The sequence below is a fragment of the Streptomyces sp. NPDC050625 genome (genome assembly GCF_040654755.1).
Classification (GTDB): Bacteria; Actinomycetota; Actinomycetes; order Streptomycetales; family Streptomycetaceae; genus Streptomyces.
Genome location: NZ_JBFAIQ010000004.1, coordinates 99,921 through 114,880, shown reverse-complemented (window position 1 = coordinate 114,880; position 14,960 = coordinate 99,921). Strand labels below are relative to the sequence as shown.

At 70.5% G+C, this 14,960-nt stretch carries 13 protein-coding genes; 7 read left to right on the top strand and 6 right to left on the bottom strand.

Annotated features, from left to right (window positions below):
• Positions 1-80: 80 nt before the first annotated feature.
• The gene (locus AB0I54_RS11000) at positions 81-1,181 is read right to left on the bottom strand and encodes a GNAT family N-acetyltransferase (protein ID WP_363295631.1); all 1,101 of its coding nucleotides are present in this window, start codon (positions 1,179-1,181) and stop codon (positions 81-83) included.
• A gap of 217 nt (positions 1,182-1,398) precedes the next feature.
• Complete coding sequence (locus AB0I54_RS10995; RefSeq protein ID WP_363295630.1) at positions 1,399-2,199, bottom strand: DUF427 domain-containing protein; 801 nt, start codon at positions 2,197-2,199, stop codon at positions 1,399-1,401.
• Between the two features lie 205 nt (positions 2,200-2,404).
• Here AB0I54_RS10995 and AB0I54_RS10990 point away from each other — a divergent pair, with 205 nt between their 5' ends.
• Complete coding sequence (locus AB0I54_RS10990; RefSeq protein ID WP_363295629.1) at positions 2,405-3,103, top strand: type 1 glutamine amidotransferase domain-containing protein; 699 nt, start codon at positions 2,405-2,407, stop codon at positions 3,101-3,103.
• Positions 3,104-3,242: 139 nt separating this feature from the next.
• Positions 3,243-3,932 carry a DUF4232 domain-containing protein gene (locus AB0I54_RS10985; protein ID WP_363295628.1) on the top strand — a complete coding sequence of 230 codons (690 nt, stop codon included), beginning with the start codon at positions 3,243-3,245 and terminating at the stop codon, positions 3,930-3,932.
• Positions 3,933-4,060: 128 nt separating this feature from the next.
• Here AB0I54_RS10985 and AB0I54_RS10980 read toward each other — a convergent pair whose 3' ends face one another.
• Positions 4,061-4,630 (bottom strand): WHG domain-containing protein, encoded by a 570-nt coding sequence (locus AB0I54_RS10980; RefSeq protein ID WP_363295627.1) that lies wholly within the window; start codon positions 4,628-4,630, stop codon positions 4,061-4,063.
• Between the two features lie 71 nt (positions 4,631-4,701).
• Here AB0I54_RS10980 and AB0I54_RS10975 point away from each other — a divergent pair, with 71 nt between their 5' ends.
• Positions 4,702-5,196: an FBP domain-containing protein gene (locus AB0I54_RS10975; RefSeq protein ID WP_363295626.1), complete on the top strand. Its 495-nt coding sequence runs from the start codon at positions 4,702-4,704 to the stop codon at positions 5,194-5,196.
• Positions 5,197-5,367: 171 nt separating this feature from the next.
• Positions 5,368-5,973, top strand: coding sequence for a GPP34 family phosphoprotein (locus AB0I54_RS10970; RefSeq protein ID WP_363295625.1), 606 nt, complete (start codon positions 5,368-5,370; stop codon positions 5,971-5,973).
• 27 nt (positions 5,974-6,000) lie between these two features.
• Here AB0I54_RS10970 and AB0I54_RS10965 read toward each other — a convergent pair whose 3' ends face one another.
• From AB0I54_RS10965 to AB0I54_RS10955, 3 genes are all read right to left on the bottom strand, one after another.
• Positions 6,001-6,564: a PadR family transcriptional regulator gene (locus AB0I54_RS10965; RefSeq protein ID WP_363295624.1), complete on the bottom strand. Its 564-nt coding sequence runs from the start codon at positions 6,562-6,564 to the stop codon at positions 6,001-6,003.
• A gap of 56 nt (positions 6,565-6,620) precedes the next feature.
• Positions 6,621-7,415 carry an SGNH/GDSL hydrolase family protein gene (locus AB0I54_RS10960; protein WP_363295623.1) on the bottom strand — a complete coding sequence of 265 codons (795 nt, stop codon included), beginning with the start codon at positions 7,413-7,415 and terminating at the stop codon, positions 6,621-6,623.
• Between the two features lie 122 nt (positions 7,416-7,537).
• Positions 7,538-10,912 carry a pyruvate carboxylase gene (locus tag AB0I54_RS10955; RefSeq protein ID WP_363296063.1) on the bottom strand — a complete coding sequence of 1,125 codons (3,375 nt, stop codon included), beginning with the start codon at positions 10,910-10,912 and terminating at the stop codon, positions 7,538-7,540.
• Between the two features lie 338 nt (positions 10,913-11,250).
• Between AB0I54_RS10955 and AB0I54_RS10950 the strand changes: the two genes are divergently transcribed.
• The 3 genes from AB0I54_RS10950 to AB0I54_RS10940 are packed head-to-tail and all read left to right on the top strand — an operon-like array spanning position 11,251 to position 14,899.
• On the top strand, positions 11,251-11,730 hold the full coding sequence (locus tag AB0I54_RS10950; protein ID WP_363295622.1) for a hypothetical protein: 480 nt from the start codon (positions 11,251-11,253) through the stop codon (positions 11,728-11,730).
• Between the two features lie 44 nt (positions 11,731-11,774).
• Positions 11,775-13,748 carry a GMC family oxidoreductase gene (locus AB0I54_RS10945; protein ID WP_363295621.1) on the top strand — a complete coding sequence of 658 codons (1,974 nt, stop codon included), beginning with the start codon at positions 11,775-11,777 and terminating at the stop codon, positions 13,746-13,748.
• Complete coding sequence (locus AB0I54_RS10940) at positions 13,745-14,899, top strand: ferritin-like protein (RefSeq protein WP_363295620.1); 1,155 nt, start codon at positions 13,745-13,747, stop codon at positions 14,897-14,899. Before AB0I54_RS10945 ends, AB0I54_RS10940 begins: the two co-directional genes overlap by 4 nt.
• Positions 14,900-14,960 lie beyond the last annotated feature (61 nt).

Sequence of the window (14,960 nt, the reverse complement as noted above, 5' to 3'; positions counted from 1 at the left end):
ATACGGAACATAAGGGGTGAATCGGCAGAGCTCAGGGGCACCGGGCATCGACACCCGGTACCGGGAGCGCCCTGGCCGGCTCAGGTCCGCTCGGAGCCCGTGCGGGGCGAGGTGCGCAGCGTGCCGACCGTCTTCAGCAGCCGGTCGGCCGGCTCCCGGAGCCGCGGATGGGCCAGCACCGTGTTCCGCAGGCCGCGCACGGGCCTGCGCCACAGCCGGTACCCCGCCGCCACCGGGTGGGTCCGGGCCGCGAACCCCTCCCCCACGCGCAGCTCACGGGTCTTGAGCCAGTCCTTGTACTCCTTGTCGCCGCGCCCCAGGTCGACGAGCGTCACCCCGTTGCGGGCCGCCGCCTCCGCCGTCCGCAGATGCATCATCAGGCCGGGCGAGTAGTAGTGGAGTTCGGGGTCGTACGCGGTGAACCAGGCGGCGAGCACCGTGCTCGAACGGGGCCCGAAGTGCGCGGCGACCGGCCGGTCGCCGGCGTACAGCACGGACAGCACACCCGTGAAGTGCTCCTCGCGGACATGGAACAGATGGTCGACCACATCGACGATCCACGGTCTGGCGAACCGGTCCATCCGTCCGGTCCTGCGGTACTGGGCGGACTTCCAACGCATGAGCGTGCGCAGCATCCGCGGGTCGCGCTCGTCGAACACGAACCGCACCTCGCCCACGTCGCGCCCGATACGGCGCTCCTTCTTCAACGTCGTCTTGGCCAGCCCCGGGTAGGTCCCGCGCAGCCACTCCGCATAGCCGCCGTCGCCCGGCTTGACGTCGATCACCGGCGAGGCGAACCGGCCGGTGACATGTCTGGCGAACGGTCTCTGCTCCTCCACGAGGTGGTCGAACTCGAAGATGGACAGCCCGCATGCGCGCAGCAGGTCCTGGGCGTCCCAGGTGACCCCGGGGCGGTGCACCAGGGCCTGACAGTCCGAGAGACCGAGGCCGATCGCCCGGCCGACGCCCAACGCGTCGCGCTCGTACGGGAAGAAGCCGACGGGCTCCCCCGCCTCGCGCAGGACCGCCACCCTCGCCCCGCCGCGGTGCCTGCCGATCCCGATCGCGAACTCCGGTGCCAGGAAGGGGTTGGCGTACTCCGGTGACTCGTCCATCGCCCGGTGCCAGTCCCGGCGCAGCGACTCGGTCAGCTCGCCCGGCCTGTGGATCGTGACGTCCACTCAGATCGACCGCCCTTCCGCAGCATCCGCGTCGGACGCGACCATGGCGGCACGGGCCGGCCAGGCGTGTAGATCATGGCTGTTGGATCGCATCGGCGACCGCTCCCCCCTATGACGCGATGTCCGCGTCCTGCCACTTCTTGCTGCCACTTCGTTGGAATTCCGACTCCGCATTGCCGGGGCAAGGCTCAAACGTCGCGAAACAGTACGCACGCTGTCAAGGGTGCCTTCCGGAACGGGAGAATGCGGGGCGTTCGAGACGCTCGCCGTCCACGACGATGTCGACAACTTCGTTGTAGAAGGCGAGGAGTCCGCCGACCGCGGCCACCGCGGGAAGCGGATCCGGGTAGCTCCATACGACATCGGGCGGCACGTCGGCCTCGCCGCGCCAGGACCAGTACTCGGCCGTCCCCTTGTACGGGCAGCCGGTGCTGTGGTCGGTGGGGACGAACAGGTCGAGGCGGACGTCCTCACGGGGGATGTAGTAGCGGGTGGGCAGGCCGGTCTCGAACACCAGCACCGGGCGGCGGGTGTCCGCCACGACCGTGCCGTCGATCTCCACCACGACATGGCGGCTGCTGGGCAGGGCGTCCACGCGCTTGTGCGGGTCGCGAGGGTGGACGAAGATCTCTTCCGCCTCCTCGTACCAGTGGTCGAGGCCGCGGCCGGTGCGCTCGAACCACTCGAAGGCGATGTGGCCGGCCAGGTCGGCCGCGGGGTACGTCCAGGCCGCGTTCTCGATGAGGTCGCCGTCCACGTCGAGGTCGTAGAAGAGCCGCGACCCGGTGTGGGTGCCGGCCGGCGGGTTCTTCGCCGGGCGGAGCAGGTCGGTGCGGACCTCCTCGCGCGGGAAGGCGTACAGCGGCACGGGGAGGCCGGGCTCCCAGACCAGGACGGGGTGCCGGCTGTCCACGACGGTGACCTCACCCTTGTTGCCACGCACCCAGCGTTCGCTCGGTTCCCACAGAAGGCCCTCGGGGGTGGCACGGACGGTTGCCGCGGTGCGGAGTGTGGTCATGGCCCGCTCTCCCTTCCGGTACTCCGGCAACGCCCTCGGCCGCCCGACACGTTCCCACCCATTGGAAATCCAATGGCAGACATGTGATTCCTCATTGGAAACGTATGACATGCGGATCTACCTTCGAGGACGTCGCCACGCTGACGATCTGCCTCCGCGGTGTCAGCAGGCTTCCCAAGGCCCTTAGTTCTCCTGGAGAAACAGCATGTCGAAGATCCTCTTCGTGATGACCGGCGCCGACCACTGGACGCTCGCCGACGGCACCCAGCACCCCACGGGCTTCTGGGCCGAGGAGGCCGTGGCCCCGTACCGTGCGTTCAAGGCCGCCGGCCATGACATCGTCGTCGCGACGCCCGGCGGCGTGGTCCCCACCGTGGACAAGAGCAGCCTGGCCCCGGAGGTCAACGGCGGCCAGGAGGGCGCCGACGACATCGTGAACGGACTCGCGGCGATGACCGAGCTGCAGCACCCGATCACGCTGGAGGCCGTCGACCTCGGCGAGTACGCGGCCGTCTTCTACCCCGGCGGTCACGGCCCGATGGAGGACCTCGCCGTCGACGCCACCTCCGGCAGGCTGCTCGTCGACGCCCTCGGCTCGGGCAAGCCGCTCGGCGTCGTCTGCCACGCCTCGGCCGCGCTGCTGGCCGCCGTCCACGAGGACGGCTCCAACGCGTTCGCGGGATACGAGGTGGCCGCGTTCACCGACGCCGAGGAGACCCAGGCGGGCCTCGCCGACCGGGCGAAGTGGCTGCTGGAGACCCGGCTCGTCGAGGCCGGCGTGCACGTCCGCGCGGGCGAGCCGTGGGCCCCGAACGTGGCCGTCGACCGCAACCTCGTCAGCGGCCAGAACCCGGCCTCGTCCGCCCCGGCCGCGGTGGAGGTCCTCAAGCAGCTGGCCGGCTGAGCGCCTGCCCGTACGGCCCGTTGTGTCACCGCCGTGTCACAGGTGATCCACAGCGGAAACCCGCTGTCCAGGACCCCTGTCTACCTGGGCGAGTGGCCGGCGACGGGCCGGCCCGGGCAATCCGAATTCGGGGGACGTCATGCAGTACGGAATCGGCATCCGCAGAACGGCGATGGCGATGGCGGCGATCTCGGCCGCGCTGGTGGTGACCGCATGCCACAACGGCAGCGACGATTCCGCGGCCACGTCGCCGTCGAAGTCGCAGTCTCCGAGCAACGCGGCGACCTCCTCCCCGGTGGCGGGCACCCCGGCTGCCAAGCCGTCCGGCGCCGGCACGCCGAAGGCCCCCGCCACGAGCGCGTCCGCCGGATCCGGCTCAACGGCGAAGGCGTGCGCGGCGACCGCGCTGAAGGCGACCGCCTCCCAGGCCGCCAACCGTCCCGACGGCACGGGAGTCGGAGCGGCGATCGTGGAGTTCACGAACGTCTCCGCACAGGCGTGCGTCCTGCAGGGACATCCGTCGGTGGCCGGGGCCGGCAACGGTTCGCCGGAGCGCAACAAGCCGCTGGCAGTCACCCCCACGGGCACTGCCGTGCCGGTGACGGTGGCGCCGGGCGCCAAGGCATGGGTGAAGCTGACCTTCGTCCAGGTCCAGGGCGAGGGCGACGGCTACTGCGAGTCCGGCGCCAAGCCCGTCGCGTATCCGACACTGGTGGTCGGCCTGCCCGGTTCCGGCGCACACCAAGTCGCCATGAGCGACGGCAGTCTGTTCGCGGAGTGCGACAACAAGGTCACCGTCACCGCGGTGTCGGGGGTCAAGCCTTCCTGAGCCGGACCGCGTCACCGGGCCGATCACGTGCAGCGGTCGGCCCTGCCGCGTTTCGAGGTCAGGGTGTGGTGAGGTGTTCGTCCTGGACCTGGGCGGGGGTCGGAGCCACCGCCGGTCCGCGGTCCGGGTCAGGCCTCGGGCCAGTTCCGCAGCAGGGCGTCCAGGGCGTCCAGGATTCGCGACCAGGTCTCCTGTGTGTCGGGGGCGCTGTGGCTGAAGCCCCCGCCCATCTCCAGGCTGACGTAGCCGTGGAAGACGCTGCCCAGGAGCCGGACCGCATGGGTCTGGTCCGGCTCCGTGAGGTCGTAGCCCCGCAGGATGGCGCGGGTCAGCCGGGCGTGCCGGCCGCCCGCGCTCGCGGCCGCCGTCTGCGGGTCGAGCCGGAACTGGGCGGCGGCGTAGCGTCCGGGGTGCTCGCGGGCGTAGTCGCGGTAGACGTTCGCGAGTGCGGTCAGGGCGTCCTTGCCGGCCCGGCCCGCCACGGCGTCCGCGGCCCGGTCGGCGAGTTCCTCCAGGGCCAGCAGGGCGATCCTGGTCCTGAGGTCCTGGGAGTTCTTCAGGTGCGAGTAGAGGCTCGCGACCTTGACGTCGAACCGTCTGGCGATCGCGGAGACGGTCACCTGGTCGAAGCCGACCTCGTCGGCCAGTTCCGCCCCCGCCCGGGTCAGGCGTTCCGTGTTCAGTCCTGCGCGCGCCATGACCTTCCTCCCGCTAGCCATAGACAATTATGCGTTTGCCTACAACCTTTAGGCAAATTAGCGTGGCCCCTATGAAACCTCTGACCGAGCAAGAGATCCGTGCCGCGTTCGTCAACTGCACCAAGGGCGAGGCGAAGCGCCTGTCCGTCCCGCGCGACCTGGCCGAGCGCCCCTGGGACGACCTCGACTTCCTCGGCTGGCGAGATCCCCAGGCCCCCGACCGCGCCTACCTCGTCACCGAGCTCGACGGCCACCCGAGGGCCCTGGTGCTGCGTGGCTCGGGCCACCCCGTCGCCGGGCAGACGAGGCGCAGCATGTGCTCGATGTGCCTGACCTCCCACACCGGCGGCGTCAGCCTGATGGTCGCGCCGAAGGCGGGGAAGGCCGGGCAGCAGGGCAACTCGGTCGGCGCCTACATATGCAGCGACCTCGCCTGCTCGCTGTACGTCCGGGGCAAGAAGGACGCGGGCGCCGGCGCCCGGCTGCACGAGTCGCTCACCCTGGAGGAGAAGATCCAGCGAACGGTGGCGAACCTCGCCGCCTTCATCGCCAAGGTGACCTCCTGACCGCCGCCTCCTGGAGGCGGCGTCCCTCGACGGCCGCGCGGGCCGTCGTGCTGCGCATCGGCCTCGCGCACCACATGGTGGTGGTGGGACATGCCGTACCGGTACGACGACCCGCTCCGGCAGACTGCTCGGCGACCGGTTGCCGACGACGCCTTCGACATGGAGTCCGCCATGACCACAGCACGGGACCTGTTGATCACCACCCTGGACGTCGCCTCCGACCGTCCCGTCGAGCAGGGCGACCTCTCGCTGACCCTGGCCGGAGCCGAACTGATCGACCTCGTCGAGGCCCGGGCCGTCACCCTGGACGGCGACCGCATCGTTCCCGGCGCGCCGCTGGACATGGGTGACCGCCTGCTGGACGACGCGGTGTCGTCACTCACCCGGCAGGCACCGTACGAGTCCGTCGAGGACTGGCTGTGGCGCCGCGGGCGTGGGCTGTCGGCGGCCTATGTCTCCGCCCTGGAGGCGAAGGGCGAGCTCACCCGGCAACACCGGAGCTGGTTCCCGCTGCGGAGCGACCGGACGGCTCCGGCGGATTCGCCCGGCCTCCACCACGCGACCGAGCGCCTGGCCTCGGGCGACCCCGTCCTGGTCGGCCTCGCGGCCGCCGTCGGCATCCACGACGAGCCGACCGAGAACCTGGAGGGCCTCACCGACGACGCGATCGTGACCGTACTGGCCGCCGTCAACGACGCGGTGACGGAGCTGACGGCCGTACGGCAGCGGCGGGAGATCGAGGACGCGGCCTTCGACAACATCTGGCGGGCGCCGTGACCTCGTAGGAGATCGGTCTGGACGGGTCTAGACGCTCGTCGAGGCGCGCTGCAGCGTCTTCAGGACCGTCTGGCCCCACTTCACGTTCGCCCGCTCCAGGGCCAGGCCGCCCAGCAGCGTCAGGTACGGGCCGACGCGCTCGGCGGTGGCGAGGAACTCCTCTTCGGTACGGCCGGCCAGCAGACGCTCCCGCATGCGCTCGAAGCGGGCCAGCTTGGCCGCCGACCGCTCCACCCGCTCGGTGATCCCGGCCCGTACGGCCGCCAGGTCGCCGACGTCGACGCACTGGACCTTGACCATCAACTCGTCCCTGATGGCCATGGGTTTGCTGGAGGCCTCGGCGGTGTAGGCGCGCACGGCGTCACGGCCGGCGCCGGTGAGGGAGAAGAGCCGCTTGTTCGGCCTGCGTTCCTGGTGGACCAGACGCGCGGAGACGAGCCCCTCGCTCTCCATCCGCTCAAGTTCCCGGTAGATCTGCTGCGGTGTGGCCATCCAGAAGTTGGCGACCGAGGCCTCGAACCCCTTCGCGAGGTCGTATCCGGACGCCTCGCCCTCCAGGAGTGCCGCCATCACCGCATTGCGCAGAGCCATGAACTCAACCTAACAGCTCGTTGATCAGTGATTGGGGCGAGCCGGACGGAGCACGGTCAGGACGCTTCCTCGGCGAGCGCGGCCACCGGGAGCAGCGCGGGCCGCTTGGCCCGGCGGCCGTCGCCGGACGAGCGGCCCTGGATCCGGCGGACCAGCCAGGGTCCCAGGAAGGAGCCGGCCCAGCGGAGTTCGGCGCCCGCGGCCCCTAGCGCCGAGAGTGTCTCCCGGTCGGGAAGGGGGCGCGTCCAGCTGTCGTCGCTGCCAGGCAGTCCGAGGGCGTGGGCCATCGCCGCCGCGATGCGTTCGTGGCCGAGGGGGCTTGCGTGGAGCCGGTCGGGGCTCCACAGCCGGGGGTCGGTCACCACCGCAGGGTGGGAGGTCTCCGCGAGTACGACGCCGTGGCGCCGGGCGGCCTGCCGGATGCGGTCGTTGAGGGCGAGCACCCGGTGGGCGAGGGGGCGGGCCAGCGGGGTGATGCGGGAGACGTCGGGGAAGGTGAGCGTCGCCACGCGGGTGCCCTGTCCGGTCAGTGCGGCGAACATCGCCTCCAGGTGGGCGGCCACCTCGTCGGCGTCGAAACGGGGACGCAGCACGTCGTTCACTCCGGCGACCACGGTCGCGAGGTCCGGCCGCATCGCGAGCGCCGGGGCGAGCTGCTCGGCCCGTACCTCCGCGGCCACGCGTCCGCGCACGGCGAGGTTGGCGTAGAGCAGATCCGGGCTTCCGCCGGCGATCCGCTCGGCCAGCCGGTCGGCCCACCCCCGCAGACCACTGGCGTCGTCCCCGTCACCGAGGCCCTCGGTCTGGCTGTCACCCAGGGCGACGTACCGCAAATACTCCCCGACCGGCATCGGACGACCGCCTCCCCACGCCTTAGTCACTTAGGCACTTATGTGCAAAATTGACTATAGCAGGAGGGCGCAGATCGGCGGCCGGACCGATTCCTGCCGGTCCGGCCGCCGAAGGGGGCGGCTCAGGAGAGCTCGACCAGGAGGTCTCCGCCCTCCACCTGCTGGATCCGGTTGATGGCCAGCCGCGACACCCTGCCGCCCTTCGGGGCGGTGATGGTGGCCTCCATCTTCATCGCCTCGATGGTGGCGACGGTGGCCCCCGCCTGCACCTCGTCGCCCTCGGCGACCGCGAGGGTCACCACGCCGGCGAACGGTGCCGGCACATGGCCGGGGTTGGCGCGGTCGGCCTTCTCGGTGACCGGCACGTCGGAGGCCGCCGCGTTGTCACGCACCTGGATGGGCCGGAGCTGGCCGTTGAGGGTCGACATCACGGTGCGCATACCGCGTTCGTCGGCCTCGCCGATGGCCTGAAGCTCGATCAGGAGCCGTACGCCGGGCTCCAGGTCGACGGCGTACTCCTTGGCGGGGCGCAGACCGTAGAAGAAGTCCTTGCTGTCCAGCACGCTGGTGTCGCCGAAGGCCTGGCGGTGCGTGTCGAAGTCGCGCGTCGGGCCGGGGAACAGCAGCCGGTTGAGGGTCGCGCGCGGCGACTTCTCCAGGCCCTCGTGGTCCTCGGCCGCCAGCTCCTGCACCGGCTTGCCGTCGGCGCGCCCCTGGAGCGCCTTGGTGCGGAAGGGCTCGGGCCAGCCGCCGGGCGGGGTGCCCAGTTCGCCGCGCAGGAAGCCGATCACGGAGTCGGGGATGTCGTACTTGTCGGGCGTCGTCTCGAAGTCCGCCGGCTTCACTCCCGCGCCGACCAGGTGCAGCGCGAGGTCACCGACGACCTTCGAGGACGGGGTGACCTTCACCAGGCGGCCCAGGATCCGGTCGGCGGCGGCGTACATCGCCTCGATGTCCTCGAAGCGGTCGCCGAGGCCCAGGGCGACCGCCTGGGTGCGCAGGTTGGACAGCTGGCCGCCGGGGATCTCGTGGTGGTAGACGCGTCCGGTCGGGGAGGCGAGGCCCGCCTCGAACGGCGCGTAGATGCGGCGGACGCTCTCCCAGTACGGCTCCAGGTCGCCGACCGCCTGGAGGTCGAGGCCGGTGGGGCGCTCGGTGTGGTCGGTCGCGGCCACGAGCGCCGACAGCGACGGCTGCGAGGTCGTCCCGGCCATCGAGGCCACGGCGCCGTCCACCGCGTCGGCGCCCGCCTGGATCGCGGCGAGGTAGGTGGCGAGCTGGCCGCCCGCGGTGTCGTGGGTGTGCAGGTGCACCGGCAGGTCGAACTCCCGGCGCAGCGCGGAGACGAGCTTGGCCGCGGCCGGGGCGCGCAGCAGTCCGGCCATGTCCTTGACGGCCAGGACGTGGGCGCCCGCCGCCACGATCTGCTCGGCCAGGCGGAGGTAGTAGTCCAGGGTGTACAGGCGCTCGTTCGGATCGGACAGGTCGGAGGTGTAGCAGAGGGCGACCTCGGCGACGGCGGTTCCGGTCTCCCGTACGGCGTCGATGGCGGGCCGCATCTGGCCGACGTCGTTGAGGGCGTCGAAGATCCGGAAGATGTCGATGCCGGTGGCGGCGGCCTCCTGCACGAAGGCGTCGGTCACCTCGGTCGGGTAGGGCGTGTAGCCGACGGTGTTGCGGCCGCGCAGCAGCATCTGCAGACAGATGTTGGGGACCGCCTCGCGCAGTGCGGCCAGCCGCTCCCAGGGGTCCTCGGCGAGGAAGCGCAGGGCGACGTCGTAGGTGGCGCCGCCCCAGCACTCCAGGGACAGCAGCTCGGGCAGGGTCCGCGCGACGGCCGGGGCGACGGCGAGCAGGTCCTTGGTGCGCACCCGGGTGGCGAGCAGCGACTGGTGGGCGTCGCGGAAGGTGGTGTCGGTGACTCCGATGGTCGGCGACTCGCGCAGCCGGCGGGCGAAGCCCTCCGGGCCGAGGGCGACGAGGTGCTGCCGGGAGCCTGCGGGCGGCTCGCCCGCGGGCAGCGGCGGCAGCTTGGTGAGCGGGTCGAGCAGATCGGGACGCTCGCCGTGCGGCTTGTTCACCGTGACGTCGGCCAGGTAGGTGAGCAGCTTGGTGCCGCGGTCGGCGGAGGAGCGGGCGGTGAGCAGGTGCGGCCGCTGTTCGATGAACGACGTGGTGACCCGGCCGGCCTGGAAGTCCGGGTCGTCGAGGACGGCCTGCAGGAACGGAATGTTCGTGGCCACACCGCGGATGCGGAACTCGGCGACGGCACGCCGGGCCCGGCCGATCGCGGCCCGCAGGTCCCGGCCCCGGCAGGTGAGCTTGACCAGCATCGAGTCGAAGTGCGCGCTGATCTCCGTACCCGCGTGCGTGGTGCCGCCGTCGAGGCGGATGCCGGAGCCGCCCGGCGAGCGGTACGCGCTGATGCGGCCGGTGTCCGGGCGGAAGCCGTTGGCCGGGTCCTCGGTGGTGATACGGCACTGCAGCGCGGCTCCGCGCAGGGTCACGGTCTCCTGCGAGAGACCGAGGTCGGCCAGGGTCTCACCGGAGGCGATGCGCAACTGGGCCTGCACCAGGTCGACATCGGTGACCTCCTCGGTCACCGTGTGCTCGACCTGGATGCGCGGGTTCATCTCGATGAAGACGTGGTTGCCTTCCCGGTCGAGCAGGAACTCCACGGTGCCCGCGTTGCGGTAGCCGATCTCGCGGGCGAAGCGCACCGCGTCGGCGCAGATCCGGTCGCGCAGCTCCGGGTCGAGGTTGGGCGCGGGGGCGAGCTCGATCACCTTCTGGTGCCGGCGCTGCACCGAGCAGTCCCGCTCGAACAGGTGGATGACGTTGCCGTCCCCGTCGGCGAGGATCTGCACCTCGATGTGGCGGGGCTCCACGACGGCCTTCTCCAGGAAGACGGTCGGGTCGCCGAACGCGGACGCCGCCTCGCGCGACGCCGCCTCGATGGACTCGCGCAGCTGGGCGGGGTCCTCGACGCGGCGCATACCGCGTCCGCCGCCGCCGGCGACCGCCTTGACGAACACCGGGAAGCCGATGTCCTCGGCGGCGCGCACCAGTTCGTCGACGTCGTTGGAGGGGGCGGAGGAGCCGAGCACCGGGACGCCGGCGGCGCGGGCCGCGGCCACCGCGCGCGCCTTGTTCCCGGTGAGCTCCAGGGTGTGGGCGCTCGGCCCGACGAACGTGATGCCCGCCTCCTCGCAGGCGCGGGCCAGTTCGGGGTTCTCGGACAGGAAGCCGTAGCCCGGGTAGACGGCGTCCGCTCCCGCCCGGCGGGCGGCGCCGACGATCTCCTCGACGGAAAGGTACGCCCGCACGGGATGGCCCGGTTCCCCGATCTCATAGGCCTCGTCGGCCTTCAACCGGTGCAGCGAATTGCGGTCCTCGTGGGGGAAGACGGCAACCGTCCGTGCCCCCAGCTCATAGCCTGCGCGGAACGCGCGAATCGCGATCTCGCCACGGTTGGCGACCAGCACCTTGCGGAACATCCTCGATCCCTTCAGCCTGCCGGCGACGAACACCATGGTGTCGGCCATCCCCCTGCCGTGCCACGCGGCCACGTTAGGGGTGTGCCCGTGGCTCGCTGAAGGCGGGAAACATCACATTGACATCGGGGCCGGGGACGGCAGGGGGCAACTGGGCAGGCCCGGTCGGGTGAATTCGGCACGTTGAATACCGACCCCGGCTTCTCGCACAAAGGCGCACTTCGCGACCCGTCTCGACCTTTGCATATGCCAATGGGATGCCCGTCGACGCCGTTACGTCAACCGCGTTCCGGGCGATTGATTCGCTGACCCCCGCCCCCACCCTGCCCGGGAGCACCCGCATGCCCCACAACGCCCCCGACCCCCGAGAAATCTTCACCGACCTGTCCGTCGCCCTCACCGGCTTCGACCGTGCGGAGCTGGCCGGCACCGGCCTGCTCGACACCTACTACGCCACCGTCCTGCGCATCATCGGCGAGCGCGAGGCCGGACAGCTGCTGCGCGCCGCGGCCGACGCCCTGGCGACCGACCGGCAGAACAAGGACGGCAAGGCCCTGCGGGACAACGTGATCGACAGCCCGCGCTTCGGTCCGGTCGCCGTCAGCCTGATCAAACTCTGGTACCTCGGCAGCTGGTATCCGCTCCCCGGGAGCTACCGCGACATCAACGGCTCGACCGCGAACGACGTCGAGCACGTCGTCTCCCCCCAGGCCTATCGCGAGGGCCTGGTCTGGGCCGCCGCCGGAGCCCACCCCATGGGCGGCAAACCCCCGGGCTTCGGGTCCTGGGCCGAACCCCCCTATCTGCCCCCGATCCTCTGAGCCCCCCGAAGCCCAGGAAGCCCGAGACAACCCGAGGAAGCACCATGAGCAACGAGTACGACCTGGTCATCGTCGGCGGTGGCATCGCCGGGGCGACCGTCGCCAAGACGGTCATCGAGAAGGCCGCCGGGATGAACCCGCCCCGGTACCCCCGCATCCTGATCCTGGAGGCCGGACGGGCCACGGCGATGAGCGCCGACAAGTACGACACCTATGTGGAGGCCTATCAGGAGGCCCTGTTCAAGGTCCCCAACGCGCCCTATCCCGCGAGCGGTTCGGCCCCGCAACCGAACGTGCTCGACATCCGGCGCCCGGAGCCGGGCCGCCCGGTCGACAGCGGGTACTTCGTCCAGATGGGCCCGATGCCCTTCGGCAGCGACTACGCCCGCTCGCTGGGCGGCACCACCCTGCACTGGCTCGGCACCTGTCTGCGGATGCTCCCCAACGACTTCAGGATGAGGTCGGCCTACAAGCGGGGCGTCGACTGGCCGCTGACCTACGACGAGCTGAAGCCGTACTACGAGCGCGCCGAGTGGGACGTCATCGGCGTCGCGGGCGACGTGGACGACCAATGCTACCCGGGCATCGAGAAGGGCGACCCCAGGAAGTTCTTCAAGTCCGCCGACAAGAAGAGGTTTCCCAAGGGGGAGTACCACTTCCCCATGCAGCGGATTCCCAACAGCTATCTCGACGACTACATCGCCAAGATGACCGACGGCCTGGTGATCAAGCTGACCGACGGGAAGAACAAGAAGCACGAGTTCCCCGTCATGATCAGCAACACTCCCGCCGGCCGCAATTCCACCCCGCGCCAGGGGTACCAGGTCATCGGCGCCGTCGGGAACGCCGACCGGGGCCAGCGGTGCGAGGGCAACTCCAGCTGCATCCCGATCTGCCCCGCGCAGGCCAAGTACAACGCGCTCAAGACGCTGTACGAGCTGATCATCAAGTACCCCGACCAGGACTCCGGCGTCGACAAGGCCAGGGCCAGGGTCACCGTGCGCAGCCAGTGCGTCGTCATGCGGGTGAACCACGACCAGAAGAAGGGCAAGAAGGGGAAGGTCACGGGGCTGACGTACAAGACGTACCACGAGGACGGCAGCGCGCCGGTGGAGCGGACCGTGACCGCCGACGTCTACGTGCTGGCCGCCAACGCCGTCGAGAACGCCACCCTGCTGCTCGCCTCCGCGCCGGCCGCCAACAACAGCGACCAGGTCGGCCGCAATCTGATGGACCACCCGCTGCTGCTCACCTGGGGCCTGCTCAAGGACAACGCCGGCGCGTTCCGCGGGCCCGGCTCCACGTCCGGCATCCCCGCCTTCCGGGACGGCTCCTTCCGGGCGGAGCGTACCGGCTTCCGGGTCGAGATCGGCAACTGGGGCTGGAACTTCCCGGAGAACGCCCCGTACGACACGGTCCACGACCTGGTCGGCGGCGGCGAGGCCGGCAAGGCGCAGCTCTACGGCAAAGCGCTGCGCAAGCGGCTCGGCGAGATCCTGCCCCGCCAGTTCCGGATCGCCTGGGAGCTGGAGCAGGACCCCGTGGAGACGAACCGGGTCACCATCAGCGACCAGTACAAGGACGCGCTGGGCAAGCACCGTCCGGTCATCCACTACGACCTCTCCGAGTATGTGCGCGCTTCGCTGCCCTGGGCGGCCGAGGCGAGCAAACAGCTCTTCAAGGCCCTCCAGATCCCCAAGAAGGTGAGGCGTCCCACGTACGAACCCGGCGACTACACCCACTACGAACCGGGCGACCCGGCCGAGGTGACGTACGACGGCCGGACCTACTGGGTGCGCGGCGCGGGGCATGTCGTGGGCACCCATCGGATGGGCAGTGACGCGAAGGCCTCGGTCGTCGACAGCCACCAGCGCAGCCACGACCTGCCCAACCTCTACATCGTCGGCTGCGGCAGCCTGCCGACCCTGGGCACCTCCAACCCGACGCTCACCATGACCGCGCTGGCCATCCGCACCGGCGACCAGATCGCCGAGGAGCTGAAGGGGAAGAGCAAGTGACGCAGCCGATCTCGAACCAGAAGGACCTGAAGGCGGCCCTCCAGCTGGCCATCGGCCTGGAGCTCAGCACCATCCCGGTCTATCTGACGGCGCTCTACTCCATCAAGGACGGGTGCAACACCGATGCGGCCCAGACGATCCGCAGCGTGGTCATGGAGGAGATGCTCCATATGACGCTCGCGGCCAACGTCCTCAACGCCCTGGGACAGGTCCCGAGTCCCGACCCGGTCGAGTTCCAGGGCCGCAGGAATCTGAGCCCGATCCCCGACTACCCCCTCAACAGCCCGCTGATCTCCGGCATCGGCACGCTGGAGCTGCTGCCGTTCTGCCCGGAGGCCGTGGCGGGCTTCGTCGAGATCGAGCACCCGCTGCACGGTGCGGCCAACCTGGCCGACATCGACATCGCCGGGTGCAGCTACCGCACCATCGGCGAGTTCTACGAGGCGATCCTCACCGCCCTGAACGACAAGAAGATCTGCAAGGACTCGGACTTCGCCAAGAACTCCGCCCAGATCCCGGACAGCGAGTACTACGGCGGCGCCGGTCATGTCGTCGAGGTGACGGACCGCGCCTCCGCCCGCAGGGCGATCCAGAAGATCGTCGACGAGGGCGAGGGCCTGCCCGAGAAGTGCCTGCGGCAGGAGGCGAAGAAGGTCACCGACGAGGACCGGCTGCACTCCGGGTGGCAGATGTACTCGCACTACGCGCGCTTCCGCGAACTGCAGACCGGCCGCCGCTTCCGCACCCATCAGCTGGCCAACCAGGTCCCCGAGGGTGCGCTGCTGCTGGTGGACTACAGCGCCGTCCACCCGGCGCTGTACACCCGGCGCAACGGCACCACGGGCGGGCCCGAGGCGGTCGCGCTGAACCAGTTCGACCTGACGTACTCGCGGCTCGTGGACGACCTCTATCTGGCCTTCGCGGGCGTCGAGAAGGTCTACGACAACAGCGTCAGGGTGCCCGCGACCGCGCTGCAGTCGGCCGTCCACGGCATGTACGCGCTGAAGAACAGGGCCGTCGCGCTGATGCGCACCCCGGACCCGGCACACCCCGGCCACACCCTGTGCCCCCGGTTCTCCTATGTGCCGCCGGGCGGCGAACGCGACAAACTCAGCGCGCTGACCCAGGAACTGAGGGAGCAACAGGGGTAAAGAAATCGTATGGTCTAGTCCAAAGTGAAATTTGGACTAGACCAACCTATTGACGTGGCCG